This is a genomic window from Streptacidiphilus jiangxiensis, assembly GCF_900109465.1.
Taxonomy (GTDB): Bacteria; Actinomycetota; Actinomycetes; order Streptomycetales; family Streptomycetaceae; genus Streptacidiphilus; species Streptacidiphilus jiangxiensis.
On sequence record NZ_FOAZ01000010.1, the window covers coordinates 149,073 to 174,261 of the forward strand.

20 protein-coding genes and 1 tRNA gene are annotated in these 25,189 nt (G+C 68.1%); 9 read left to right on the forward strand and 12 right to left on the reverse strand.

Going from position 1 to position 25,189, the window contains the following annotated elements; translation table 11 throughout:
• Positions 1 to 110: 110 nt before the first annotated feature.
• The 5 genes from BMY61_RS20375 to dgt all read right to left on the reverse strand — a co-directional run bounded on the left by BMY61_RS20375 (position 111) and on the right by dgt (position 7,836).
• Complete coding sequence (locus BMY61_RS20375) at positions 111 to 3,572, reverse strand: helicase-related protein (RefSeq protein ID WP_042450275.1); 3,462 nt, start codon at positions 3,570 to 3,572, stop codon at positions 111 to 113.
• A 755-nt stretch (positions 3,573 to 4,327) separates the two neighbouring features.
• Positions 4,328 to 4,795, reverse strand: coding sequence for an NUDIX hydrolase (locus tag BMY61_RS20380; protein ID WP_042450277.1), 468 nt, complete (start codon positions 4,793 to 4,795; stop codon positions 4,328 to 4,330).
• Positions 4,796 to 4,801: 6 nt separating this feature from the next.
• Positions 4,802 to 5,734: a hypothetical protein gene (locus BMY61_RS48620; RefSeq protein ID WP_052438868.1), complete on the reverse strand. Its 933-nt coding sequence runs from the start codon at positions 5,732 to 5,734 to the stop codon at positions 4,802 to 4,804.
• 710 nt (positions 5,735 to 6,444) lie between these two features.
• Positions 6,445 to 7,137, reverse strand: a complete 693-nt coding sequence (locus tag BMY61_RS20390) for a hypothetical protein (protein WP_052438869.1) — start codon at positions 7,135 to 7,137, stop codon at positions 6,445 to 6,447.
• A gap of 36 nt (positions 7,138 to 7,173) precedes the next feature.
• Positions 7,174 to 7,836: a dGTP triphosphohydrolase gene (dgt, locus tag BMY61_RS20395; RefSeq protein WP_082015146.1), complete on the reverse strand. Its 663-nt coding sequence runs from the start codon at positions 7,834 to 7,836 to the stop codon at positions 7,174 to 7,176.
• A 704-nt stretch (positions 7,837 to 8,540) separates the two neighbouring features.
• On the opposite strand from dgt, the gene BMY61_RS20400 reads away from it, so the two are divergent.
• The 4 genes from BMY61_RS20400 to BMY61_RS20415 all read left to right on the forward strand — a co-directional run bounded on the left by BMY61_RS20400 (position 8,541) and on the right by BMY61_RS20415 (position 12,492).
• Positions 8,541 to 9,326 carry a hypothetical protein gene (locus BMY61_RS20400; RefSeq protein ID WP_042450279.1) on the forward strand — a complete coding sequence of 262 codons (786 nt, stop codon included), beginning with the start codon at positions 8,541 to 8,543 and terminating at the stop codon, positions 9,324 to 9,326.
• Positions 9,327 to 9,339: 13 nt separating this feature from the next.
• Positions 9,340 to 10,377, forward strand: a complete 1,038-nt coding sequence (locus BMY61_RS20405; RefSeq protein ID WP_075003998.1) for a TRM11 family SAM-dependent methyltransferase — start codon at positions 9,340 to 9,342, stop codon at positions 10,375 to 10,377.
• The gene (locus BMY61_RS20410) at positions 10,374 to 10,688 is read left to right on the forward strand and encodes a helix-turn-helix domain-containing protein (RefSeq protein WP_083555187.1); all 315 of its coding nucleotides are present in this window, start codon (positions 10,374 to 10,376) and stop codon (positions 10,686 to 10,688) included. The genes BMY61_RS20405 and BMY61_RS20410 overlap by 4 nt, the downstream gene beginning before the upstream one ends.
• A gap of 199 nt (positions 10,689 to 10,887) precedes the next feature.
• Entirely contained in the window at positions 10,888 to 12,492 is a 1,605-nt protein-coding gene (locus BMY61_RS20415; protein WP_143094452.1) for a tyrosine-type recombinase/integrase, read from the forward strand.
• 300 nt (positions 12,493 to 12,792) lie between these two features.
• Here the strand turns inward: BMY61_RS20415 and BMY61_RS20420 are convergent, their stop codons facing one another.
• From BMY61_RS20420 to BMY61_RS20435, 4 genes are all read right to left on the reverse strand, one after another.
• Positions 12,793 to 13,458, reverse strand: coding sequence for an HNH endonuclease (locus BMY61_RS20420; protein ID WP_143094453.1), 666 nt, complete (start codon positions 13,456 to 13,458; stop codon positions 12,793 to 12,795).
• 188 nt (positions 13,459 to 13,646) lie between these two features.
• A complete protein-coding gene (locus BMY61_RS47775) occupies positions 13,647 to 15,221 on the reverse strand; it encodes an AAA family ATPase (RefSeq protein WP_082015147.1) in 1,575 nt (524 codons plus the stop codon).
• 483 nt (positions 15,222 to 15,704) lie between these two features.
• A tRNA-Lys gene (locus BMY61_RS20430) sits at positions 15,705 to 15,781 on the reverse strand.
• A gap of 107 nt (positions 15,782 to 15,888) precedes the next feature.
• Positions 15,889 to 16,563: a GOLPH3/VPS74 family protein gene (locus BMY61_RS20435; RefSeq protein WP_042450285.1), complete on the reverse strand. Its 675-nt coding sequence runs from the start codon at positions 16,561 to 16,563 to the stop codon at positions 15,889 to 15,891.
• Between the two features lie 177 nt (positions 16,564 to 16,740).
• On the opposite strand from BMY61_RS20435, the gene BMY61_RS20440 reads away from it, so the two are divergent.
• The 3 genes from BMY61_RS20440 (at position 16,741) to BMY61_RS20450 (ending at position 20,257) form a co-directional block, all read left to right on the forward strand.
• Positions 16,741 to 17,904, forward strand: coding sequence for an LLM class flavin-dependent oxidoreductase (locus tag BMY61_RS20440; protein ID WP_082015149.1), 1,164 nt, complete (start codon positions 16,741 to 16,743; stop codon positions 17,902 to 17,904).
• Positions 17,901 to 18,767 (forward strand): pyridoxal-phosphate dependent enzyme, encoded by an 867-nt coding sequence (locus BMY61_RS20445; protein ID WP_236656088.1) that lies wholly within the window; start codon positions 17,901 to 17,903, stop codon positions 18,765 to 18,767. The genes BMY61_RS20440 and BMY61_RS20445 overlap by 4 nt, the downstream gene beginning before the upstream one ends.
• Before the next feature lie 290 nt (positions 18,768 to 19,057).
• Positions 19,058 to 20,257 (forward strand): chitinase, encoded by a 1,200-nt coding sequence (locus BMY61_RS20450; protein ID WP_082015155.1) that lies wholly within the window; start codon positions 19,058 to 19,060, stop codon positions 20,255 to 20,257.
• 114 nt (positions 20,258 to 20,371) lie between these two features.
• On the opposite strand, the gene BMY61_RS20455 is transcribed toward BMY61_RS20450, so the two are convergent.
• The gene (locus tag BMY61_RS20455) at positions 20,372 to 21,169 is read right to left on the reverse strand and encodes an SDR family NAD(P)-dependent oxidoreductase (RefSeq protein WP_042450292.1); all 798 of its coding nucleotides are present in this window, start codon (positions 21,167 to 21,169) and stop codon (positions 20,372 to 20,374) included.
• A 144-nt stretch (positions 21,170 to 21,313) separates the two neighbouring features.
• Here BMY61_RS20455 and BMY61_RS20460 point away from each other — a divergent pair, with 144 nt between their 5' ends.
• Positions 21,314 to 21,955 carry a TetR family transcriptional regulator gene (locus tag BMY61_RS20460; protein WP_042450387.1) on the forward strand — a complete coding sequence of 214 codons (642 nt, stop codon included), beginning with the start codon at positions 21,314 to 21,316 and terminating at the stop codon, positions 21,953 to 21,955.
• 378 nt (positions 21,956 to 22,333) lie between these two features.
• On the opposite strand, the gene BMY61_RS20465 is transcribed toward BMY61_RS20460, so the two are convergent.
• On the reverse strand, positions 22,334 to 22,546 hold the full coding sequence (locus BMY61_RS20465) for an acyl-CoA carboxylase subunit epsilon (protein WP_042450294.1): 213 nt from the start codon (positions 22,544 to 22,546) through the stop codon (positions 22,334 to 22,336).
• A 63-nt stretch (positions 22,547 to 22,609) separates the two neighbouring features.
• Positions 22,610 to 24,193, reverse strand: coding sequence for an acyl-CoA carboxylase subunit beta (locus BMY61_RS20470; RefSeq protein ID WP_042450295.1), 1,584 nt, complete (start codon positions 24,191 to 24,193; stop codon positions 22,610 to 22,612).
• 254 nt (positions 24,194 to 24,447) lie between these two features.
• Between BMY61_RS20470 and BMY61_RS20475 the strand changes: the two genes are divergently transcribed.
• Positions 24,448 to 25,092 carry a hypothetical protein gene (locus tag BMY61_RS20475; RefSeq protein ID WP_052438872.1) on the forward strand — a complete coding sequence of 215 codons (645 nt, stop codon included), beginning with the start codon at positions 24,448 to 24,450 and terminating at the stop codon, positions 25,090 to 25,092.
• Positions 25,093 to 25,189: the final 97 nt, after the last annotated feature.

Genomic DNA, 25,189 nt, shown 5'->3' on the forward strand with positions numbered 1-25,189 from the left:
GACCTGGGCGGTGTACCCGCCCTTGTGGTCGAAGGTCTGACCGGGTCGGTGCCGGTAGAGCACCTGGTTGCGGTCCCGCGCCATGTCGTCAAACCTCGGGTTGAACGGCATCAGGACCTCCGGTCGGAGACAACGTAGAAAGGAAGCCCTTCGGCGACGTCCCGCAGGCTCGTCATGGGACGGTGCTCAAGCCCCAGAAACTCCCCGGTGGCCCGGTAGGCTCGCGAACCGCCGGCCGAGACCCCCGCCCCGGCACCCGCGGTGCTGAGGCTGGCTCGCGCGTGAGCGACGAGCTCCTCGAGATCGGTACGGAGCTCCGCGGCCTCAGGGCGGTCGGCCTGGAACACCGCGTACATGGCTTCCAGGAGATCGTCGAGCTGCGTGGACGTGAGGCCCCCATGTTCCGGATCTCGCAAGGCCTGCTGGATCCTGGCGAGGTCGTGAAGGTGTGTCGGCGCGTGGCCCTTCTCCCACCACTCCCGGTTGGCGACCTGCAGTATGTGACCCATGAGGATGCCGGGGAGGGTCCGTCGTACGGCGAACCTGCTCCACCGGTTGATGGCCACTGGTTCGACCATGCGGTCCAGGTACTCGTGGAACTTGCCGTGGTAGCGGTAGTGCGAACGGTCTCGTTCACGCAGGGGGTTGAAGAGCATGAATACGAGGCCGTGGTAGGTCCGACCGACCCGGGACGACGCCTGGATGTACTCCGCCATCGACTTGGGCATCCCGTGAAAGAGCATGAGGTTGAGCCGGTCGATGTCGACGCCGTGGCTCACCATGCTCGTCGCGACGACGGTGTCGATTTCTCCTTGCCGAGACTCCAGGTCGTCCAAGACGTTGCGGACGTTGTCAAGGCGCGAGTCACCGCTGAGCTGGGCGGTCTTGAGAATGTCGAAACCCCCGCGCTTGAGGATCTCGTTGACCTGTGTGTCCAGCGATCGGCTGATCTTCGCGAAGTCGGGAAGCGCTGTCGTGTAGGTGAGGCTGGTGCGGTAGAGATCGACCGTCCTCGTAAGCTCCTCCGGCGCCCACTCCGCGAGTGCCACAGGAAGGTTCTGGCGGCTCGCGAGCGACTGCAGTGCGCGGTGCAGCGAGGTCAGGATGCGGACGAGCGTCATCTCGGCGGTGCCGTTTGTCGGCATGATTCCGACGAACCGCCGGAGCGGCCGTGCTCTGTCCAGGCGCCAGTAGAAGCTCTCGTCGAGGGTCGGCCCCGGGAGCGGAACCACTACCGACCGGAGTCCGAAGAGGTGCTCACACTGCCGGTCCTCCCCACGGATCGTCGCCGTGGTCGCGACGACCTTCGTCCTCACACCTCGCCCGTCCTGACGCTGCCGGGCCGAGAGCACGCGTTGGACCTCCGCGAGCAATCCCTCGTAGTGCCCAGAGAACACTCCGAGCTCCTCCTGGACCATGTGCAGCTCGTCCACGATCTCGAGCGACGGGGAAGGGTCGTACAAAGGAGCCAGCCGTTGCACCGGTGCCTTGGCGTGGCCGGGGGCCTGCCGTTCGTGGCACTTCATTCCGCGCCCGTATCCGTGGACCGAGCAGCGGCAGTCGACGTCTCCGAGCAGAGAACCGAACCGGTCCGACAGACCGATGTTCGCGAGCTTGTCCAGGGTGCCGACGACCACGGACGGCAGGAAGCGGTAGATCTCGGTGTCAACGACGACGATGGGCAGTCGCCTGCCACACGATGGGGACGTGCAGACGTGCACCAGCTGGAGCTGCTTCTCGTCCGGCGGCGGGATGTCGACGGTGCGCTCACCGCAGTAGGGACACTCGTCGACGAGACGGTACCTGCGCCGTGCCTCTTCGTCCGAACGGAGCCGCCCCAGTAGTCCCGGGTCGCTGGTGAGCGAATTGGGCGTGTTTCCTGCGCCTGCGTAGAAGCCGATCAGGAAGTTGTTGCCGGCGCTGCCCCCAACCGCCTCCAGCCGATCCGCCGCCCGCTCGCGAACCATGTTGGCGAGCGCCACAGCGTTCATCTGGCGTTGGGTCTGCTGGAGCGTAAGCAGTCGCAGCGGAAACCGGCACCAGGCCGTGACACCTGCGGACTTGCCGCGGGCTCGGTCGTAGAACATCGCCGTGATGACCAGCCCCAGGTAGGCCTCCGTCTTACCGCCGCCGGTGGGGTACCAGATGACGGTCGCCGCCGTCGTCGGGTCCGCCGAGTCCTCGTCCCCCCACAGGCCCTTCTCGAAGTCCGACTCGGGGTACTCGCGCCATGCCAGGGCGCTCACCTGGCTCACGATGCTGACAAGTTGGAACAGGCGCCAGCCTCCCGGACGTCCGGTGCTGGTTCGACGCCTACGCCCCAACTCAGCCATGGTCTCGTTGGCGAGTTGGAAGGCGAGGAGCAGGCGGGGATCGCGCCGCAGCCAGGAGATTCCGTCCCTGAACCGGCGTACTTCGAGCGTCGCACCCTCGCGATCGGCCGCCTTGCGGGCCGCCAGCTCGGGTTGGTCGACCAAGTCGCCACCGTCCCAGACCGGACTGCGAAGGTAGCTGTCCATCCCCTCGGCCAGGTCGTCCAGGATGGGCAGCGGGTCGTACATGAGCGACTCGAAGGTCCACTCAGGGGAGCTCACGGAGTCGGCCCGGAAGGTGTCATGAGTGGGCACGGGAACGCTGCGGATCCGGAGCAGGCGGCCCAGCTCCTCCTGCGCCTGCACCCCGCAGTTGTTTGCGTACGCGGGCAGTGCGCCGGAGTACCTGTAGGCGTCGGCGCCGAGGTCCATCGTGATGGGCAGGAGGCCATCCCCACGCACGTCGATGCCTGCGCGGAAAAGGAAGTGGTCCCTGGCCTCGTCGCGCCTGGCCCTGCCCGCGTTCCGCCCCCGCCCCTGGACCACGACCGTCGGCTCCGCCGCGCAGTTCTGAAGGGTGACCGTAACTCGTAGGCGCCCGTCGGCGACAGGCCGGACGGAGACGACGACACGAGCTGCCGGCGCGGGGACCAAGGGGGTGCCGACTGCCACGGAGGCCAGCCACTGCGCGAAGGCAACATCGTCCTGCATCGCACTGGGCGGAACGAGACGCTCACGCCGGTCATCCCCGGGGCGCCTGTCGATACCGGGATCTGCCAGAGCATCCTGGAGTTGCCCGCCGAATGCCTGGCTGAACTCCTGCTCCAAGATGCTCCGCACACGCCGACCGGCGTCAAGGGTGACTTCCACCGGGCCGACGACCACGTCCTTGCGCCGGAAGAGAGGCGCCAGCCGGAACGCTTCCTCCCTGTCCCCTGCCCACTCGTGCTGCTCCTCTCGCGTGGGAAGAGCGGCATAGTAGAACGACGCCCGTGCGGAGATCTCGATCGTCGAGCCAACCTCCGCCTCGAACTCGAAGCCGAGACTGTCAGGAGTCGATCGACCGAACTTCACACCGGCACCGCTGGCCTCGTCGCCCCGCGGCGCAAGACTCTCCATGTAGTAGCGGGCGCTTGGAGGTTCCCCCAGGCAGACGCCGCCATCTCCCTCGCCTGTTCCGTCAGCGACGACGGCTCGAACGAGGTGCTCCACGATGGCGGTCTGCTGGTCGAGGGTGGGTTCAAACGCGGGGACAGACACGTCAGGTCCTCCGGGGCAGGACGGGGCAGGCAGAGCAGGTCTTGGGCGCTCGACAGGTCGGTGCGGACCCCTTGGAGGATCGACTGGCGTGAGCGGATGCCGGTTGGACCAGACCGCGAGAAGGCGCGCCGTCGGGGTGGGGCTCGTCGCCATTACTGCCATCAAGCTTGGGGACGGCGAGGCCGCTGCAGGCGACAGCGCGCATCTGCGTGCGGTGGCGAGTGGCCGACAAGGTCCGTGCGCCGCGTCCTCTGAGGAGAGACGGCGCGCCCGGCGACTCGACTTGGTCACGTCGGCGGGCAGTCGGACGATGGTAAGCGCAGAGGGTCGAGGTTGCGCGGGCGCTTGCCGGGGCGGTAGACCGGCTGTGGGGGTGCGGCGAAGACGTGCACGCCAAAGCACCCCTCGGGACTGGGGTGTCCACGAAGGCTCCAGGTGCCCACCTGCTGCAGCCACCAGGGCACGGCGCCTAGGTCGGACATCTGCAGCTTCTCAGGGCAACTCACAGAGTGTCCCCCGGGAGCACTGTTTCGCAACCGAATCCCTCGAACTTGCAACTAGCCAGGCGTACATGATGCACCAACAGCCAGGCTGACCGAACCGTTGGGCGTCGCGCCCCGCTCCCCACCCTGAGGCCTTCCCGGTTCTCTCGGGCCAGGCCGAGGGCCTCTGCGAATCACCCAATGAGTCGGGGCGACTCCGGCAGGACTCACGCCACGTCAGCGACCAAGTCACCTGCGGCCACGACCGCTCGGTCAGCCCAGGAAGGGGTAGGTCCCGCTCAGATAGTCGCCGATCTGCTGACGCATGCTCTGGTGGATGTCCAGCTGGTCCAGGCAATCAGACGCCACCCATTGCACGCCATCCGCCCCGTCGTTGACGGTGGGTTCGCCTCGCACAGGTCGGCCGATGTAGGTGTTCTCGTACTGCTGGCGGATCTCGCCGTCGCTGTAGGCGACGATGTGGTGCGGGTTGGTGTAGACGCCGAGGAAGCCTGTGATCTCCGCGAGGATGCCGGTTTCCTCCTGGCACTCTCGGACGGCACACTCGGCCGCGGTCTCGCCGATGTCCTGCGCACCACCGGGAAGTGCCCACTGGCCGGTGTCGCGGCGGCGCTGGAGCAGGATCTCGCCGGCGTCGTTGACAACGAGGAGGTTGCTGGCCGGGATCAGGGTGTTGGCCTTGGGGGCCTCGGGGTCGTAGTAGTACTCAGTCCTGCCCATGGGCGGCTACTCCTTGCTGGTGCGTGCGGTCGTGCCGTCCCAGGGCCGGGCGGCGGTCCAGACAGCGTCGAAGCTGGCGGCGTAGTGGTCGAACCATCCCCGTGCTGGCCCCCGGCGCAGATGCAGGAGGGGGTTGGCGCTGGCGGGCTGCCCCCAGATGTGCGGGTTGGCGAGCAGGTCGTCGTCGTACCGGAAGAGTGACGCGTAGACCGTGGCGTCGTGGAGGCGGACCTCGCAACGGTCCTGGCCCAGGAGTGGTCGGTAGTAGGTGAGCGAGGCGCGGATCTTGGCCGCCATGGTGCCGTCGAGCTCTTCCTCCTGGTCGTGGCGGGCGACAGCCTGCCCCGTCGGATCGGCGAAGCACAGGCGCACTTGTGTCCCGTGGCGAGCACGCGTCGCCAGCATCTCGGCGACGTGCGGATTGCTCTGGGCGAGGAACGTGCCCGAGTAGACGAGGACGTCGACGTGCCGCTCAGCGTGTTCGAGGAGGTGGAGCCACAGGTCTCTCGGGACGCTCGCTCGGTTCGCGTAGGTCGCGGCCACCAGTGCATCCGGCCCGGCGCTGATCGCTGGATCTGCCGTTGACTGCGGCCAGATCCGCTGCTCCGGGGTGGCTTCCTTCACGGTCCTGGCCCAGCGCATGCTCACCCGCGTGAGCCCCGGCAGGGCCATCCCGACGGCGGCGAGCCTCCAGTCCTCGCCCTCGCGATCGCCGCTCGCGGCCAGTTCGAGCAGCCTCGCCCACACCGCGCCACGGGCCTGGTGGCCGAGCGCCGGGTGCAACAGGAGGGCCCGCAGGGCCAGAACGTCGACCGGCTCGTCCGGCAGCCCCTCGCCCAGGTCGGCCGTCTTCATCTCCAGCGGCACCGGCCGCTCCACCAGCGCGCGGAACTCCCGCGCCACCTGCTCCATCGGGAACAGCACTCCAGCGGCGGTCATAGCCAATCCCCTCATCAGGCCGGCGGCGACCCGGATGGGCCGCCTGGGCCCATCCCGCCCAAGGCGCCTCCTCCGCTCCTCCGGTCGAGCCCCGCAGTGCCTCCCCTCCAGTTCCACCCGGCCGTCAATCCCCCTTCGGTGCCGTCGTGCGCGGTCGCCGCCGTCCATTTCAGATCCGGCGGTGACCTGCAACTATGCGCCTCTCAGTCGAAGGGTCCGCGGCGTTGAGGACTTCCATGAGCGGCTCGGAATACCTGCCGTCAGCGCGTACGCGACGCCTCCGGGCGAGGCAATGCACCGCCGGGAGCGCGGCATGTCTGACCAGGCGAATCACCAGAAGGTCGGGAGCAACAAGCTGATCTCGGCAGATCGGTGTATCGAGGGCCTCTTCCCCGCGGTTGCCGCATTCCCGGACGGCTTCATGGGATAGCAAGGTACCCCGCCTCGAACTGCTGATCCACGACTTGCACAGCAGACTGTTAGTGCCGCTACTGCCGCGAACTGCGCATATATTGACCCTGGGCATCATCGCGTGCCCCCACCAAGCCGAAGCCCGACTCCCCATTGGATAGCACCCCATCCAGCATGGCCGTGGCATGCGGGGGCGCGACGCTCGCCTGAAGTCTCAACCCAAGTACGACGCTTGTCGAGCTGAATCCGCTCGCTCCGCCTGGGATTCACAACGAGCCATGCTTTGCCAAGCCTGACCCTCAGTCGAACCAGGCATCGAATATCGACGCCCTAGCGACGGACTGTCCAGTCATTCGCTCATACAAGTCAATGGCCTGGTCTTCAGTCAGAGAACAGAGGAAATCGCAAGTCGCGCGCGCACGTCGCTCTTCCCCATCGCTTGGGATACCATAATTGCCTTCTTCGTACTTTGATATCCCATCCTCTATTCCGCGAAGAAGAAGAGGAGTAGGCGCCTCCGATCCCTGCAGAGAGCGGAACAGTTCTCGAATAATTTTCCGCTGCCCAAACTGGGCAACCGACAGTGCCGGCCGCTCGATCACATAGAACTGAGTCAGATGCTTCATAACTTCGACCTGGTACTGGGCATCAACATCAACCAATACGTATGGCGACCCGCCGTCCGTCGTCGGCAAGATAGCCCCCGCAAATCTCGCTATTAGCATGGTCATCAGACGACTCAGCACTATCCGCCCATCCCTGGAGTCTTGGAATGCCGCGCTCGGCATCTCCCCCCTCAGCTCTCCATACGCCTTCTCGAAGCGCCCAAAGTCAAACTGTTCCAGCTTCCGCACGCGCCTCTTGGCCGACTCAAGAAACGCATCCTCATCCTGACCAAAGCGGATGTGACTTAGGGGTATCAGCCCAGCCCTGTAGTAGTCATGGATATCATGGGTTGCATACGAGATATCATCAGCCCAGTCCATTATCATCGCAGCTACACAGCGCTGAAATTCTGGACTTGCTTTTCAAGCGGAGAAGAATTCGTTCTGGTCTCGATCATAGGCGCCCCATTTCGTTCCCCTGCTTCTGTCGTACCAGGGTACGCCAGTGGCTTCCCCTGGAGAGGCGACCTGCGATCTGAACTTCGGATACTTCAGGACAGAATTGAGGCTTGCCCTCGTCAGATTCAGCCCCAAGGAAGAGTCCCGGACTGCCAACTTGGTCACAATTCGAAAGGATTGCGCATTCCCTTCAAATCCCCCCAGGTCGGCCATCTCCTCAGCGAGCACTTCTTCGGCGATGTGCCCAAACGGAGGGTGTCCAATGTCGTGAGCAAGACCAGCAGTTTCGACAATGTCGGGAAGGTATTCTCTACAGCCGTCATCCAGATCTCCCTGAAAGCCGCCCTCCAGACGGAGAAGGCGCTGAGCCATACGCCTGCCCAACTGGGCCACTTTGAGACTATGAGTCAGTCGATTATGCAACAAGTGACGCTCGCGAACTGCGGTCACCTGAGTAACCCCAGCAAGGCGACGAAAAGCCGATGAGTACAGCAGGCGATCTCTGTCGCGCTCATAATCGAATCGATATTCGCCAGCGCGATCATCCTCACTGACTTCGCGATATGTGTGAGGAACCTCATTGCTGCATTCGATAGACATCTGATCACCACAAAATGCAGAGGTCATTCAACGAGTGGCATTCTCACTAAGAGTGTCCACCTTGCGCACCCGACGTGCATCTCAGGAGTTCATGCGCAGCGTGCGTAGCCGCCCCGCCAACATCCTGTGCGCCGTCCACCCACACGCACGTGAAGAGGACCCGGCGATCGGGATCGCAGCCCCTCTCCCAGGCGCTCTACGGGGGCGCGTGCAGATCTACTACCGCGTTCGACCCCACCAATCCTGCACGAGAGCTCTTCGGGGACGCGACGGCACCGACCGTCCAGCTCGGCCTCATCACGGGGCGTGCGCCTTCCGCCGGCTGCCTCACCGGATTCCCGCACCCATTGGGGGAGAACGGGCTAGCAGCCGCGCAGGTTCAACGAAGCTGAGCATGCCTGCGCCAGCAAGGTGGCCAGTTGAGGCCCTACGCGAGCCGCGAGTCGCACCTCCCGACCACCTCCACCGAACCTCCGCTTCAGCTCCTACCCGGCTGATCCGGTCATCGGAGCTGCACCGGGGATCTGCGCCTGACCAGCCCAAACGGCACACGCCGTCTTCCCAACCCCACTCGCAGGACCTGCGCCAGGACCGCTCCGGGGCACGCCTTCCGGCATACCTCGCAAAGAATTTCTGGCATCGAATTTCTGACCACGCGTTTGGATCGACCCGGAAATTGCGTTTCTTGGGGTGTCAACGTCTTCCACAGCGCCCGTCGGGCCGAACGGTCCATGAACGACCACCGCACTTCGGAGATCCCCGCTCCTGACGACCTGTCCGCTGTCCCGCGCGGCCGACACCGTCGCAGCACCACCCACCTGGACGGACTGCCGTCCGTGCCCCTGTCCGTCTGGCTGACCGAGCCACTCACCGGCTGCTGCCCGCTGTGCGCGGGCCCTGTCGTCACAGCCTGCGCCCGCCGTCTCCCCGTCGCCCTGGTCCGTCAGATCACCGAGACCTACTCCGAGTCCGGCGACGTGGTCTGGGTCCCGGACGCCGGCAACGGCAGCCTCCTCATCGGTCCCGTCACCTGCGGACGGAGGGTCATCGGCTACGCCCGCACCGCCTCCGCGCTGCTGAAGGAGCAGCCCACCGAGATCGCCTCCCGGGCCGTGCTCCGGCACGTCCCGCCTACGGGGCTGCCCGGACAGAGCGAACGCCTCGCCTCCCGCGCCGCGCTCGCGATCTTGGCCCCGCACCACCCGGCCACCGCCTCCGAACTGGCGCCGGTGCTGGACGCCACCGTGCGCGTTGTGAGCCCCGGCGGCGGCGTCGTGGTGGTGACCCGTCAGCAACCCGGCCAGGACCGGCCTGGCCTCCTCACCGCCTTCGCGCAGGCCGCCGGCCTCACCTACCTCCAGCACGTCGCGGCCGTGGAAGCCTCCGCGACCGGCGGCAAGCTGCGGCCCCGCACCGAGACCGCCTCGCACGGTCCCGACTGCGCCTGCCCCGGCGCCTCCGCGCGGGCCGGCCGGCACCAGGTCGCCCACCACGACCTGCTCGTCTTCACCAAGTAGCCCGGAGCACACCGTGACCGCCGCCTCCCGCCGTCTCGACCTTTCCTCCTCCCCACTCGACGCGGCCCGGACCGCGCTCGCCGACGCTCCGTGCTCGGTGTGGGTGACCGCCCAGGCCAGCCCAGCGGCCCAACGTAAGGGCCGCTACCTCCCCGGCTCCACCGCCCATCCCGGCAAGATGCTCCCCGCCATCGCCCGCCACGCCGTCGAGGCCTACACCCGGCCCGGCGACACCGTCCTGGACCCGATGTGCGGCATCGGCACCACCCTGGTGGAGGCCGCCCACCTCGGACGCCACGCGATCGGCATCGAACTCGAACACCGCTGGGCACAGGTCGCCCGCAGCAACGTCATGCACGCCCACCGCAACGGCGCGGAAAGCGCCGCGACCGTCTACCGCGGCGACGCGCGCGACGCCGACCGCATCGTCAAACCCGAGCTGCACGGCAGCGTGAACCTGCTGCTCACCTCGCCGCCGTACGGGGCATCCCTGCACGGCCAGGTCCGCTCCACCCGGGAGACCGGTAACGACGGCATCGTGAAGTTCCACGACACCTACGGCACCTCGCTGGGCAACCTCGCACACGCTCCCACCGACGAACTGCTGGACGCATTCACCCAGATCTTGCGCTCCTGCCGGCCCCTGCTCGCGGACGGCGCCACCGTCGCGGTCACCGCCCGGCCGTGGCGCGAGCACGGTGAGCTGGTCGACCTACCTGCGGCCGTGGTCGCAGCAGGGCAGGCGGCAGGCCTCGTCCTGGTCGAAAGGTGCGTCGCCCTGCTGGCCGCGGTCCGCGATGGACACCTGCAGGCCCGGCCGTCGTTCTTCCAGCTCCGCAATGTCCGCGCCGCGCGGGCAGCCGGCATCCCGATGTCCCTGATCGTCCACGAGGACCTGCTGTGCCTACGGGCGGTTGGCGACACGACTTCGACCGTACCTCCCCCCCCCCCCCCCCCCCCCCCCCCCCCGCAGCGGAGGCCCCGATCAACGGGCGACTGCTTGAGCAGCACGAACCGTCACATCAAAGCGATGACCCAGGCGACCACATGACCGACTTCTCCCTCTCAAGGCATTCGACCACGCCTGACGGTCGACTCCTCCACGCCAACTCCACCCCCGAGTTCCCGTTCAAGCTCGCCGAGCTGGGCACGTTGCCTCCCGTGCTGGACTTGACCACGGCCGCGCGCCTGCTCGGTATTGGTCGGAGCACGGCCTACACCCTCGTCCGTGAGGGCCGATTCCCGTGCGAGACGTTCAAGGTTGGCCATCAGCACCGCGTCGCTTCTGCGGTCCTGCTCCGTCTGCTCGGCGTATCCGTCCCTGAACTGGAAGAGTCCGAGCCTCCCGTTCCACTCGGGTAAGCGCGTGCCCCCGGTCGGCGCAGCAGGCCCAACCGGGGGCACGGCCAACTCATCACACCAACCATGAGCAGCGGAGATGTCGTTGACAACGGGGGCCACGCAGCGCGTGGATCGACCACCGACCAGCTGATTGCGTCAGCAGCCCCGCGACGCCGTCAGCCCACGCTCGCCCACCAGCCGCGATCGGCTGGTGGGCGCTGTGACCGAACGAGAGGTCGTGATGGCCGGAAGTATCTACAAGCGCTGCGGCTGCAAGGTTCCCGTACTCGACGACGACGGCAACCCCGTACGCGACGCCTCTGGGCGCATTCGCCGCCGGGAACTGGGCACCAACTGCCGACAGCTGCGTCGCCCTGGCGGGCGGTGGAACCACCGCCACGGCACCTGGTCGTGGATCCTCCAGGTCCCCACCGGCCCCGACCAGCCCCGCCAGCACTTACGACAGGGCGGCCACCAGACCCTCGACGAAGCCGAAGACGCGCTGCGCCACGTCCAGGAACTCCTCGCGCTCGCCGACAAGGCCGATGAGCCCGACCACTGCCGCGCCGAGATCTCCACCCTGATCCGCGCCGCCCTGCGTGCCAAGGAGCCCCTCCCCGATCCGGAGCAGCTGCGCAGCCGGATCAGCCTCGGGCGCCCCGTGAACACGGACATGACCGTGGGGGAATGGCTCACGAGCTGGCTGGAGATGAAGCGCGACATCGCCCCCAACTCGCGACGCTTCTACGAGGCCAACATCCGCCTCTACCTGCTCCCCCACCTCGGCCATCGCCGGCTCGACAGGCTCCGCACCGCGCACCTCCACGCCATGTTCACGGCCATCGAGGCCAGCAACCAGCTCGTCATCGAGGAGAACGCTGCCCGCGAGGCCGTTGAGCAAGCGCGGAAGAAGGCGTGGGACGAGCGGGGCATGAAAGCCTGCCGCGCCGCCCGACGCAGGCTGCGTGCCATGCCACCGTTTCGCCGAACCGCCGGGCTCGCCACCATCCACGGCATCCGCGCCACGCTCCGCGCCGCGCTCGCCGACGCCGCCAACGAACAACTCGTCATCGTCAACGTCGCGAAACTCGTCAAACTCCCCGCCCGCCGTCGACCCAAGCCAAAGAGCTGGACTCGCGAGCGCGTCGCCCGCTGGCGTGCCACCGGCGAGCGGCCCTCCCCGGTCATGGTGTGGACCGCCGAACTGACCGCCCGATTCCTCATCGGCAGCGCGGAGCACCCACTCCGAGTCTTGTACTGGCTCACCGCGCACACTGGTCTACGTCGCGGCGAAGCGTGCGGCGTGCGCTGGGTCGACCTTGACCTCGAAAACCACACTCTGTCCGTGAGCCAGCAGATCATCCAGCTCGGCTGGCAGACCCAGGCCAGCCGCCCCAAGTCCGACGCCGGCGAACGCGTCATTGCGCTCGACCCCGCCACCGTCACCCTGCTGACCGAACACCGGCACCAGCAGCGCAAGCAACGACTCGCTCACGGCCCGGGCTGGATCGACACCGGCTTGGTCTTCACCCAGGCGGACGACGGGCCACTTCACCCCGCTCACGTCACCGACGAGCTCCAAAGACTGATCGAGCAACACGACCTGCCGCCGATCCGATTCCAAGACCTCCGCCACGGCGCCGCCACCCACGCCCTCACCGCCGGAATCGACGCCCGCGTCGTCCAAGAGACCCTCGGTCACTCCTCCAGCACGTTCACCCGCGACACCTACCAGTCCGTCGTCAACGAGGTGAAGCACAGCGCCGCAGCCGCCCTCGCCGAGATCTTCACGCAGGCCGCCAGGAATCTCAACAGCGCCGGTTGAACCATCTGTCGGTCCGACCGCGCTGCCAGCGTTCCGGAGCAAGAACCCACTGGACTGAGTCCGGCAGCGCGGCCGGAACACGAAGCTCCAGCCCTTGCCCCGTCATGGCCCGTGCCCTCCGCAGCCACGACCCGCCAGGCCGCCCTCTCACATGACGAGCCGGTGGCCTGCGTCGTCGGCGCAGAGCAGGTGGACCGCGGGCGTCGTTGCCAGATCGGTGTCGTACGTCACCCCCCTACCGAGCTCGCACCTCGTCCCGGCCATTTGAAGCCCATTCCGGCAAGGTCTAGTTCCGCGCGCTCAATCGCCGAACGCGCCGCGGCAGAATCTTGCATCATTGGCCAGGCTTCGGTAGGTAACGCCCATCCAGCTGTTCGGACGCTTGCTGAGCGAGCTGGTCGCGCCTGCGAGTAGATGGGCGCGGACAGCGTCCGCTCCACCTGAAATCAGCAGGTCGGGAAGCTGGCCGCGAATTTCGCCGATGAATCTGTTGGCTTGAAGGGCATAAGTCCTCCGGAGTCCGAACAGTTTGAAGTGGTTCCTGGCGCGAGCGGCCAGGACCCGGTCCCAATGGGGTGGAGGGGAGACGAAGAACTCCAGGCGTACGGACCGGTCTTCGTGGACGACGTTGGCGGCGAGCCACTCTTGGCCGTCGACGTGATCCAGATAAGGGTGGAGGGGGAGATCCTCAATTGCACTGGCTCTCTTGTCGGCTTTCGCCTTATTGCAGTCTGAGCAGGCCGGTATGAGGTTGAGCGGATCCACGCAGAGAGCCGGGTAGCTGCTCTTGGGCATGAAGTGGTCGAGTTGACTGACTGTCCCGTGGCCGCAGAGGGGGCACCGTTCGTGCTCCGGAGCACTCATCAGCTCGTCGTAGATGGGTCGGCCAGGACCGTTCACCATGCCGTTCTGGTAGATCCAGTTGACGGCCTTCTCCTCCTCGCCGACGCCCGGGATCTGGAACATCTCAGGGATGAGAATATGCAGAGTTTGGTCCGTAGCCGCGGTTCGAAACTGCTGCCCGGCCTCATCGACGGCGTCTGCGGCAGCGAGCAGCCGAGTGCGTCGCATTTGGGTACCCATCTCCCTGGTGAGGGAGATGCAGGTCTCGTAGCTCGCGCGTGCGCTGTGAACGGGAGGACTTAGAGGCCACATCAGATGTCTTCGCCTGCTGCCTTGTCCGCGAGGAGGATCCTGACGAGACCCTTGGCCTCCCCGCCGAGCTGTCCGCCGAACCGCGCCAAGACTTCCTGGTAAGTGCCCAGCTCTCGTACGGCTTCCAGGATCTCTGCGTGGAAGCTGGAGTCCCTGACTTCAAGCCCGAATATCTCGTGGGTGAGAACACCAACGTTCTCACCGAAGGTCTCGATCTCGGGGCGCTCTGCGCGTCGCCCGATCTTCCAAACGCAGGAGCTTGGAACTTCCTGAAGGACGACGGGTGAGTGCGTGGCCACGATCGCGACCCCGTTGCGTTCCGTCAGCAGGCTGGAGAGCGCCTTGATGAAAGATGCAAGCAGCGGTGGGTGTAGGTGGCCTTCTGGTTCGTCGAGGAGGACGAGTGTCTGTTGGGTCACGAGCTCGGTCAGCCGCGTGATGGTGAGCAGCACGAGTGCGTGGCCTGAGCTGAGCTCTTTGAAGATCGCAATGAGCCCATCTGGGCTCATCGGGTTTTTCGGGCGTGCCTCATGAACCTCGGCGTTGCGTAGGTGGCGTGCGTAGCCGTGGATTGGTGATTCCGCGAAGCCTGGGTCGTGTTTGAGCATCTGGAGAACGTGAAGCCATCTGCGGGCCCGGCCAGCTCGTGCGATGTTCTCGACACTGGCGGCGAACTCAGAGGCTAGGTCGTCGCGCCCCTTGGGACGCCCGTCGTCGGGGGTCAGCAGACCCACGTACTCGTAGCTGGCTGAGAAAAGGGGTGTTCTCGGTATCGCGTTGACGGGGTCGAAGGCGCTGAAGGAAATGGAAACGACGGTTGCGAACGGGGTGTCGCCGACGGGTTGATCTGGGTTGTTGCCGATACGGCCAGCACCAGGCTCCGGTTGATCGGCGTTGACCACCGCCTGGGCGATGCCGCGTAGCAGGGTGGTTTTGCCGACTCCGTTGCGGCCAATCAGGACATGCACGTTGCTCCGTGGTGCGGAGGCTGGGTCGACTTCGAAGGTCAGCAACGTCGGCTGGCGGGAGGGGTGTGCCGGCGTAACGTAGCCGAAGGTGTAACGCATGAGGCGCTCGCCACCACCGGCGATGCGCTTGTACTGGCGTTGCAGCGTTCGGTCGTCGACTGAGCGAAGTAGCGAGGTTTGCGTCACTTCGTGGTGCCGCGCGTTGTCAGCGATCCGAACGTCGAAGGCTATGTCGCATAGGGCTTTGAGCAGCGCCTGTCGTTTCACGGGCCCCAGAGCCCGGATGTTGTCGTAGTAGGTGTCGTCCTGACCCACAGAGAAGAACACCCTTGGGTCGAGGTCGACAAGTTCCCCCGCGGGGAGAGAGTGGCCACCACGCTCTTGATCAGCGCGCCCGATCTTGACGCGCCCTACTAGCTGAGGTGTTGAGTCGGGCCTCTCTCTGAAGAAGAGGTCGTAGCTGGTACGGAACCCGAAGTCGTCCCAGTCATTCGGAAGGAGGACCGCTCGGGCTGCACTGTTGAATGCCTCCGGGTGGCCGCCCATGTGGCCGACGTGGATACGCAGGGGGTCCTCCTCGGATGAGGGTCGGCGCGTCGGCCGCATTTCCCCGAACTCTACCCGCCCTACCCGACAACAGAGTTGGTCAGGGCGGGTGTCTCGGCGCTGCCAGGTAGCCGTCCGTAGCGTGCGTGACGTATCAGCACGGCGTACTACGGCACCGCTGCCCGGCTGAGCGACGCATACCAGTGCCAGTACGATCGTCGAGTCGACCGCGAATGCCTACGGCGAGTAATCAACCCATGTACCGCGGCCACGCTCCTGCCCCATTGATGCACGTGGCCCAAGGCATCTTCATGCTCTCATCGTCACTTCATCCTGACAGAGCGCTAGAGTCGAGGTCCCGAGCGAACAAAGCTGGCCGACGCAGAACCAGTGCCGGACAGGCCGACCGGGCGGGCCCTGACGCGGCGATCATTCGTATCCGTTCTTCCGGGCCCGTGCTCCCACCCCGCTCCCACCACGGACACAAAAAAGACCTGCGGCTCCATGATCAATCATGAAGCCGCAGGTCAGATACCACCTTGGTGGTGCGCCGCCAGGGACTCGAACCCCGGACCCGCTGATTAAGAGTCAGCTGCTCTAACCAACTGAGCTAGCGGCGCCGGTGTGCCTCGTCTGCGGTTTCCCGCGCCTCGGCACGACAGAAATACTACCTGACCTGCAGGGGTGCTCTTGACCACGGCCGTCGCCGGGACGGCGGGGGTACGGGTCAGGAGGCGGTGTGGGACTCCTGGGCGCGGCGGATGGAGGTGGAGACGGCGGAGGAGACGGGGTCGGCGCGGACGAGGCTGCGGAGGAGGTGGCGGGTGGCGCTGTCAGGACGGGTGGGGTGGAGGCGGTTGGTGAGGTCGACGGTGGCGGCGAGGGTGGTCAGGGCCAGGTCGCGGGGGTGAGCGGAGGAAGGGGAGGCGAGGGTCGCGTCGATGCGGGCGACGCGGGAGGCGCGGGTGGACGGGTCGGTGAGGGTGTGGGTGGTGACCGGGATCAGGCCCAGGAAGCGGGTCTCGTCGCGGCGCAGGAGGCCTGCCGCCACCAGCGAGTCGAGGTAGGGCTGGGGCCGGTTTCGACGGCGGATGCGGTGCAGGCAGGTGGAGAGGGTCGCGCCGCGCGAGCTCCAGACGGTCGGCGGGAGGCCCTCGAGGGCGTACTCGAGAGCGGGGTGCCCTGCGGGCACCGGGAGCCCCGTCGCCTGGACGTACTTGCCGTCGAGGCGGATCACTCCCGCGAGGAGGTGCTCCGCGAGGACTGCGCCGGCGAGGGCGTAGGCGAGGTAGGACGGCTGCTTGATCCGCTCGTCGCGCAGCCGGGCGCCGAGAAGGAGCAGGTCCTCGGGGAGGCAGGTGAGGGATCCGGGCGGGGCGGCACCCCTGAAGCCGTCGTGCATGCGGTCCTCCCGGCAGGCGATGAGCGGGACGTTCCCTGTGAGGGGTGTCACGTTCGGGTGAGTCGCTGCGGTTCCCGGCGCGGGTCGGGGAACAGGACGGCGGGGACGGGGGTTGGCCTGGGGGCAGGAGGCGACACAGACCGCCGCCACATGACCCATGATCCGTGGAGCCGCACGATGAGCCAGACCATCCCCGAGGGAAGCGAAGGAACCGAAGGAACCGCGGGGACCGAAGGAACCGACGGGACCGAGGCCATCCGGGCGACCGAGCGAACCGGGACGACCGAGCGAACCCGGGCGACCGAGCCGGGCACGACCGAGGCGCCGCTGTCGATCCTGGATCTGGCGACCGTTGGCGAGGGCTACACCCCCGCCCAGGCGCTGGCCGCCACGACCGCGCTCGCGCAGCGCGCGGAGGAGTGGGGTTACCACCGGTTCTGGGTGGCGGAGCACCACGGGATGCCCGGGGTGGCGAGCTCCTCCCCCGCCGTGTTGCTGGCGCACCTCGGGGCGCACACGAGCCGGATACGGCTGGGGTCGGGCGGGGTGATGCTGCCGAACCACGCGCCGCTGGTGATCGCGGAGCAGTTCGGACTGCTGCACGCGCTGCACCCGGACCGGATCGACCTCGGGCTCGGGCGCGCGCCGGGTACGGACCCCGCGACGGCGCGGGCACTGCGGCGCGGGGCCGGGCTGGACGCGGCGGACGAGTTCCCGCAGCAGCTCAGTGAGCTGCTGCACTTCCTGGACGCGGACTTCCCCGCCGGGCATCTGTACGAGCGGCTCAAGGCGGTGCCCGGGGAGGCGAGCGCTCCCGGCAGCGGGCGGCCGCCGGTGTGGCTGCTGGGTTCGTCCGGGTTCAGCGCGCAGCTGGCCGGGCGGCTCGGGCTGCCGTTCGCGTTCGCGCACCACTTCAGCGCGGCGAACACCGTGCCGGCGCTGGACCTGTACCGGGAGTCGTTCCGCCCGTCGGAGGTGCTGTCCGAGCCGTACGCGCTGATCGGGGTCGGGGTCGTCGCCGCGGACGACGAGCGGCAGGCACGCCGGCTGGCCGGGTCGGGGGCGCTGGCGATGCTGCGGCTGCGCAGCGGACGGCCCGGGTTGGTGCCAACGCCCGAGCAGGCCGAGGCGTACCCCTACAGCGAGCTGGAGCGCGACTTCGTCGACGCGTGGCTGACCAACGTGGTCGTGGGCGACCGGGACCAGGTGCGCGAGGGTCTGCAGGAGCTGCGTAAGCGCACGGGTGCGGACGAGCTGATGGTCACCAGCAACATCCACGGCCACGAGGCGCGGCGACGCTCCTACGAGCTGGTGGCCGAGGCGTGGGGCCTGCTCGGGTGAGATCGCTCAGCCCGTCCCCCCTGCAGGAGCTGGATGACGAGCGCGCGCGGCGTGCGGGCGTGCGGCTGCTGCTGAAGCGCGACGACCTGCTGCACCCTCCCGTGAGCGGCTCCAAGTGGCGCAAGCTGCAGCCGAATCTGGAGCGCGCCCGGCCGACGGGTCTGCTGCTGACCTTCGGCGGCGCCTACTCCAGCCACCTGCGTGCGGCTGCTGCGGCCGGGCGGGAGGCCGGGCTGCGGACGGTGGGGATCGTGCGCGGGGACGAGCTGCGTGGGCGGGAGTTGAACCCTGTGCTGACCCAGGCGGCGGCCGACGGGATGGAGTTGGAGTTCATCAGTCGCAGCGCCTGGCGGTCCCGGATGGAGCCGGAGGCACTCGCGGTCTGGCGGGACCGGTACGGGCCGGCCTGGGTGGTTCCGGAGGGCGGCAGCAACGCCGACGGGGTGCGTGGCTGCGTCTCCCTGGGCGAGGAACTGCGGGACATCGGCGCAGGGTTGGTGGTCTGCTCGGTGGGCACGGGCGGCCTGCTCGCCGGTCTGGCGGCCGGGCTCGGGCCGGACCAACGGGCGCTCGGCTTTGCCGCGTTGGCGCATGCCGATCTGGCGGAGGAGACCCGGGCGTTGCAGCGCGAGGCCTTCGGCGGTGTGCGCGGCCACTGGACCGTGGACGCCGAGGCGGCCGTCTTCGGCGGCTACGGACGCCGCGCGCCCGAAGTGGACGCGTTCCGTGGGGACTTCGAGGGGCGGCACGGTGTCGTGCTGGATCCGACGTACGAGGCGAAGCTGTTGTGCGCGCTGTTCGCGCGCCTGCAGGCCGGCGGCGTGGCGCACGGGACGACGGTGGTCGCCGTCGTCGCGGGTTGAGTCGGCGCGACAGGGGACGACTCGTCGTCGCCCGGCCCCCGGTCGAGTCTTAAGAGAGTATTGGTCTAGCCCTAGGTCTAGTCCATTCCCTTGACGCCTCGTCGACATCTCGCCACTCTGGACCCTGGACCCGAGCAGGCGTACCCCCACAGCACACCTGCCCGCGTCCGGCCGCAGTTGTCCTCGTCCTCCTCCCCACAAGGAGTGTCCAGGTGTTCCGCTTGACCCCCAACCGCGTGCTCGCGACGGTGGGCGCCGCGGCGCTCGCCGCCGGCGGGCTGCTGGCGTCCATGGGCGGCAGTGCCCAGGCCAGCACCACCACCGCGCTCAGCAGTAACTGGTACGCCGCCGCGCCGTATCTGATGCCGCTCGACAACAACCCGCCGAACCCCACGGACGTGATGGCGGCGACCGGCCTCAAGGCCTTCCAGCTCGCCTTCATTCTCGCCCCCAACGGCGGCGGCTGTACCCCGACCTGGGGCGGCACCGCGGCCGTGTCGAGCGACACGAGCGTGGCGGCGACCATCGCCTCGATCCGCGCCGCGGGTGGCGACGTCTCCGTCTCCATCGGCGGCTACGGCGGCACCAAGCTCGGCCAGACCTGCAGCACGCCGGCCGCGACCGCCGCCGCGTACCAGCAGGTCATCGACAAGTACGGCCTGCACGCGATGGACTTCGACCTCGAAGAGCCGGAGTACGAGAACACCGCGGCCGTCGCGAACGAGATCGGCGCCGCGCAGATCCTGCAGCAGAACAACCCGGGCCTGTACATCTCGGTGACCACGCCCGGTACCACGTCCGGAACCGGCTGGTTCGGGCAGCAGATGCTCAACCAGGCCAAGACGGACGGCTTCACGCCGAACAACTTCTCCATCATGCCGTTCGACGGCGGGTTCAACGGTGCCGCGAGCCAGATCTCCGCGCTGCAGCAGTTCAACACGATGCTGATGAACACCTTCGGCTGGAGCAGCGCCACGGCCTACGCCCATGAGGGCATCTCGATGATGAACGGCCGCAGTGACAGCGGCGAGTACTTCTACCAGTCCGACTTCCAGACGGTGTTGAACTTCGCCGAGTCCAACCACATGGCCCGGTACACCTTCTGGTCGATCAACCGTGACCGCCAGTGCACTCCGGCGGACAACAACGGCCAGACGTCCGGCATCTGCAGCAGCGTGCCGCAGAACAGCTGGGACTTCACCAAGTACGACGTGCAGTTCGCGGGCGCGACCCCGCCCACCGGCACGCCGTCGGCCAGCGCGAGTGCGTCCGCCTCGGCGAGCGCGAGTGCGAGCCCGAGCGCAAGTGCCAGCTCCTCGCCGACGAGCGGCGGCGGCACCTGCACGGCGGCGGCGTGGAGCTCCACCACCGCGTACAACGGCGGCGCCGTGGTCAGCTACAACGGCCACCAGTGGACCGCCAAGTGGTGGACCGAGGCCGACACCCCGGGTGGCGCGGCCGGAGTCTGGACGGACAACGGTCCCTGCTGACCGAGACGAACTGAGATGAACCGAGAGGCATGAGGAGGGGCGGCCGCAGGCCGCCCCTCCTTCGCGTTCCTCGGTGACCCCCGTGAGCCTCGTGACTCAGGTGACTCAGGTGACTCAGTAGTGCGTGCCACCGTCGATGCGGATCTCGGTGCCGGTGACGAACGCACCGTCCGCCGAGCCGAGCATCGCGACGACGCCCGCGACCGCCTCCGGTCCGGCGAAGCCGCTGCCGAGAGCCGGGGTGAGCTTCATGAACAGCGAGAAGTCCGCGTCCTCGGGCAGGCCCGGGCCGGCGTTCTGCGTGCTGGTGCCGCTGGCGTCGGTCATCCCGGAGGAGATGGAGCCCGGGGCGACGGAGGTGAAGCGGATGCCCTGCTTGCTGTACTCCGCCGCGAGCGCGTGCGTCATCGACTGGATGCCGCCCTTGCTGGCCGCGTAGGCGGCCATGTAGGGGTGCGCGAAGCTCGCCGAGGTGGAGCTGAAGTTGATCACGGCCGGACCGTCGCCCTGCAGCAACGCGGGGAGGGACTCGCGGATCATCAGGAAGGTGCCGGTCAGGTTGACCGCGATGACCTTGTTGAACTGCTCCAGCGTGGTCTCGTGAGTGTGCGAGGAGCGCAGGATGCCGGCGGCGTTGACCAGCACGTCCAGCCCGTTGCCGCCCAGCGCCGCCAGCGCGGTGGCGACCGCCTCGCGGACGGAGGTCTCGTCGGCGATGTTCACCTGCACGGTGTGCAGGCGGGCGTCGGTGCCGGCGTCGGCGGCGAGCTTGCGGGTGGCGCTCAGGCCGGCCTCGTCGACGTCGGCCGCGACGACGTGACCGCCCTCGGCGAGGACGCGCAGGACGGTGGCCTGTCCGATGCCGGAGCCCCCGCCGGTGATCAGGACTCGACGACCCTCGTAGCGGTTCATGGCTGCTCCGTTTCGATACGAATCTCTTGACGTCGAGGTTCTCGGCGTCGATAGACACCGTACGCCCAGGTGGCACGTTTTGCCACACATGCATTGCGTGCCGATGCGGCACTGGTCGCCTACGGCGGCGTTAGGGTGGACGGCGTGACGACACAGCCCTCCCTGACGGAGCGACGCAAGGCCGCGACGCAGCTCGACATCGCCCGCGCGGCCGCCGAACTGTTCGCGGAGCGCGGGCCGGACGGAACCACGGCGGACGAGATCGCCGGACGGGCGGGGATCGCGCTGCGCACCTTCTACCGCTACTTCCGCAGCAAGGAGGACGCGGTCTCCCCTCTGCTGAGCGCCGGCGGCGCACGTTGGCGCGCGCTGGTCGCGACGGAGGCGGCGGACACCGCGGGCGCGGAACTGCGCGAAGCACTGGTCCGGGCGGCGCGCGCCTCCCTGACGGCGGAGACGGAGGGCTGGTCCCTCGGCCACGGCTGGGCCGCGGCCGAGGGCACGCGCGGCCTGCTGCGTGCCGCGGCGGACGACGCGGCGCTGCGCGCGGTCTGGTACCGCGTGAACCAGGAGTCGGAGGAGCAGCTGACCGACGTCCTCGCCGCCCTGCCCGGCCTCGCGGGGCATGCCGAGGCACTCGAGCTCAAGATGATCGCCGCCGCCGCGACGGACGCGATCCGCCTCGCTCTGGAGACCTGGGCGGCCTCGGACGCCCCCCTGGACGGCGACGCGGGCCCGGCCGCCCTGGTGGAGGGCTGCATGCGCAAGCTGCTGCAGTGGCTCTAGCGCTCCGCATCGGCCCCGGCGGGCCGGGCGTCAGCACCAGGCGAGGGAGCAGAGGACCAGGCGGCAGCCGTCCGGGTCGGCCACTCGGGCCGACCAGCACCAGGTCGGTTCACCAACGACGCGCTCGGTCGTGCGCCTCGGCGCATCCAGCCCCAGGTGCTGGACGTGGAAGCGCTCGGCCGCGGCAAGGCTGAGCAGGGTGAGGATCGAATCGGCGTCGGCGCTGCGGGCCGACGTCGGCTCGAAGGGCTGGGAAGGCGCGGCGCACGGCAGGCGGGTCCGGGATCATGGCCCACCCACATGATCATGGGCCTGGCCAGGGCCGGCCTGCCGCGTCTCCGCCTGCCGGTGTCGCGCCGGTCAACGCCAGCCGGCCGGTCAGCGCCAGCTGACGGGGTTGCGGTAGCTGGAGACGCGCTCCAGGCGACGCCAGCGGGCCTGCGGGTGGCGGCTGCCGTGGGCGAAGCGGGGCTGGGTCGCGCGCTGCGCGGCGGCGGCGCGGGCCATCAGGACGGCGGTCAGCGCGGCGAGCTCGTCGTCGGCGAGCTCACCCTTGACGATCTGGACCATCGGCACAGTGGCGGAGGTCATCGTTTGCTGCCTTCCTCGGTACGGTGCGGTGCGGTGCGGAGATGGGTAACGACTGGGATGTGCTTACTGCGGCGGGTTGCCGTGCTTGCGGGCCGGCAGGTCCGCGTGCTTGGTGCGGAGCATCTGCAGCGAGCGGATGAGCACCTCGCGGGTGGCGGCGGGGTCGATCACGTCGTCGACCAGGCCACGCTCGGCGGCGTAGTAGGGGTGCATCAGCTCGTCCTTGTACTGCTGCACCATCTCGACGCGCTTGACCTCGGGGTCGTCGGCGGCGGCGATCTCGCGGCGGAAGATGACGTTGGCCGCGCCCTCGGCGCCCATGACCGCGATCTCGTTGGTCGGCCAGGCGAAGGCCAGGTCGGCGCCGACGGAGCGCGAGTCCATCACGATGTAGGCGCCGCCGTAGGCCTTGCGCAGCACCAGCGAGATGCGCGGAACGGTGGCGTTGCAGTACGCGTACAGCAGCTTGGCGCCATGGCGGATGATGCCGCCGTGCTCCTGGTCGACGCCCGGCAGGAAGCCCGGCACGTCCAGCAGCGTGACCAGCGGGATGTTGAACGCGTCGCACAGCTGCACGAACCGCGCGGCCTTCTCGGAGGCGTGGATGTCGAGCACGCCGGCCAGCGACTGCGGCTGGTTGGCGACGATGCCGACGACCTGGCCGTCCATGCGGGTCAGCGCGCAGATGACGTTGGTGGCCCAGCGCTCGTGGATCTCCATGAACTGGCCGTCGTCGGCGAGCTCCTCGATCACCTTGCGCATGTCGTACGGACGGTTGCCGTCCGCCGGGACCAGGTCGAGCAGCGCCTCGCAGCGACGGTCGGCCGGGTCCTCGGTCATCTCGGTCGGCGGGGTCTCGCGGTTGTTCTGCGGCAGCATCGACAGCAGGAAGCGGACCTCCTCCAGGCAGCTGCGCTCGTCGTCGTAGGCGAAGTGCGCCACACCGGAGACCTCGGCGTGCACGTCCGCGCCGCCGAGACCGTTCTGGGAGATCTGCTCACCGGTGACGGCCTTGACCACGTCCGGGCCGGTGATGAACATCTGCGAAGTCTCGCGGACCATGAAGACGAAGTCGGTCAGCGCCGGGCTGTAGGCCGCGCCGCCGGCGCACGGGCCGAGCATCACGGAGATCTGGGGGATCACACCGGAAGCGCGGGTGTTGCGCTGGAAGATGCCGCCGTAGCCGGCGAGGGCGGTCACGCCCTCCTGGATGCGGGCGCCGGCGCCGTCGTTCAGCGACACCAGCGGGCAGCCGGCCGCGATGGCCATGTCCATGATCTTGTGGATCTTCTGCGCGTGGGCCTCGCCCAGCGCGCCGCCGAAGATCCGGAAGTCGTGGGCGTAGACGAAGACGGTGCGGCCGTGGACCGTGCCCCACCCGGTGATCACACCGTCGGTGTAGGGCTTCTTCGCCTCCAGTCCGAAGCCGGTGGCCCGGTGCCGACGCAGCGGCTCGACCTCGCTGAAGGAGCCTTCGTCCAGCAGCAGAGCGATACGCTCGCGCGCGGTCAGCTTGCCCTTCGCGTGCTGGGCCTCGGTGGCCGCCGCACTCGGCCCCGCCAGCACCTGCTCACGAATGGCAGCCAGCTCGGCGACGCGGCCGTGCGCATCGCTCGTGCTGACAGGGGCTTCACGCAGGACGGTCATCGCAGAACACTCCAAGGTCGGCACGGAACGGCTTCCCGCTGTGGCGGGGAACCAGCTCACCCTTACGACCCTACGAGGCGGGACCAGCGAGACATGGGTGCGACTCTGTACAAGACCTGAGCCCCGGTTCTGGTGGGGATGGACAGGAGCGACACCCGAGTCCGCGTGGCGTGGCCAGCTCCGGCAGGCCGCGAATCCCATGAAGGAGTCAAGAATTCATCCGCTCCTCACAAAGAAGCCCTAGGGTGCCCCGCATGACGACTCCCGGTCCCACCACCCCGGGCGGCACCTCCGCCCCCAGCGGCCTCCCCGGCCTCGGCCCCGCCGCCCCCATGTCCGACGACGCGCAGGTCGCCGATCCCAAGACGGTCTCCATGGGCGTCACCCAGAAGACCGCGTGGGCACCCCGCGCGAACACGGTCCTCAGCCCCGAGCAGAAGGAGCTGGACGACCTGACCGACGAGGAGCTGGAGGCGCTGACGCAGGAGAGCGTCTCCAAGGGCGTCCTCGGCGGCGCGTCCGCGATCGTCTCCGCGGCGCTGGGCGTGGTGTCGCTGAGTGGCACGTACCTCGGCACGGTCATCCAGCAGCGTCAGGGTGTACTGGGCCAGATCGGCGCCAAGACCAATGCTGACGTGATCAAGAACGCCTACACCGAGGCGTGGCACCGCATGGCCGAGTGGAACGGCGCGTTCGCGCTGGTCGCCGTGCTGGTGGGGGCGGCGACGCTGTTCGGCGGCTCGTTCCTGTCCAGCAAGGAGGTTCCCTCCTGGGTCAAGGCGGTCGCGTGGGCGGGCGTGGTGCTGGGTCTGATCGGGCTCTTCGTCTCCGCGTCGATCTGGTTCGACTGGTTCATGTCCCCGATCAAGGCTCCCGCGACGTCGGCCACCGGCGGCTGAGCGTTCCCCCAGGGGCGCGGGGAACTGCGCGAGCAACCACCCACCACGGATGGCCCTGCTCGCTGAGCGACTCACCACGCAGGGTGGCTTGTCGCGC

What these genes read in the sequence shown, in the direction of transcription:
- BMY61_RS20380 (WP_042450277.1), bottom strand. Translation starts at nt 4,795, where the DNA reads ATGGGCAGGACTGAGTACTACTACGACCCCGAGGCCCCCAAGGCCAAC.
- BMY61_RS48620 (WP_052438868.1), bottom strand. Translation starts at nt 5,734, where the DNA reads ATGACCGCCGCTGGAGTGCTGTTCCCGATGGAGCAGGTGGCGCGGGAG.
- BMY61_RS20390 (WP_052438869.1), bottom strand. Translation starts at nt 7,137, where the DNA reads ATGATAATGGACTGGGCTGATGATATCTCGTATGCAACCCATGATATC.
- dgt (WP_082015146.1), bottom strand. Translation starts at nt 7,836, where the DNA reads ATGACCTCTGCATTTTGTGGTGATCAGATGTCTATCGAATGCAGCAAT.
- BMY61_RS20400 (WP_042450279.1), top strand. Translation starts at nt 8,541, where the DNA reads ATGAACGACCACCGCACTTCGGAGATCCCCGCTCCTGACGACCTGTCC.
- BMY61_RS20410 (WP_083555187.1), top strand. Translation starts at nt 10,374, where the DNA reads ATGACCGACTTCTCCCTCTCAAGGCATTCGACCACGCCTGACGGTCGA.
- BMY61_RS20420 (WP_143094453.1), bottom strand. Translation starts at nt 13,458, where the DNA reads ATGTTCCAGATCCCGGGCGTCGGCGAGGAGGAGAAGGCCGTCAACTGG.
- BMY61_RS47775 (WP_082015147.1), bottom strand. Translation starts at nt 15,221, where the DNA reads ATGCGGCCGACGCGCCGACCCTCATCCGAGGAGGACCCCCTGCGTATC.
- BMY61_RS20435 (WP_042450285.1), bottom strand. Translation starts at nt 16,563, where the DNA reads ATGCACGACGGCTTCAGGGGTGCCGCCCCGCCCGGATCCCTCACCTGC.
- BMY61_RS20440 (WP_082015149.1), top strand. Translation starts at nt 16,741, where the DNA reads ATGAGCCAGACCATCCCCGAGGGAAGCGAAGGAACCGAAGGAACCGCG.
- BMY61_RS20450 (WP_082015155.1), top strand. Translation starts at nt 19,058, where the DNA reads ATGGGCGGCAGTGCCCAGGCCAGCACCACCACCGCGCTCAGCAGTAAC.
- BMY61_RS20455 (WP_042450292.1), bottom strand. Translation starts at nt 21,169, where the DNA reads ATGAACCGCTACGAGGGTCGTCGAGTCCTGATCACCGGCGGGGGCTCC.
- BMY61_RS20465 (WP_042450294.1), bottom strand. Translation starts at nt 22,546, where the DNA reads ATGACCTCCGCCACTGTGCCGATGGTCCAGATCGTCAAGGGTGAGCTC.
- BMY61_RS20470 (WP_042450295.1), bottom strand. Translation starts at nt 24,193, where the DNA reads ATGACCGTCCTGCGTGAAGCCCCTGTCAGCACGAGCGATGCGCACGGC.
- BMY61_RS20475 (WP_052438872.1), top strand. Translation starts at nt 24,448, where the DNA reads ATGACGACTCCCGGTCCCACCACCCCGGGCGGCACCTCCGCCCCCAGC.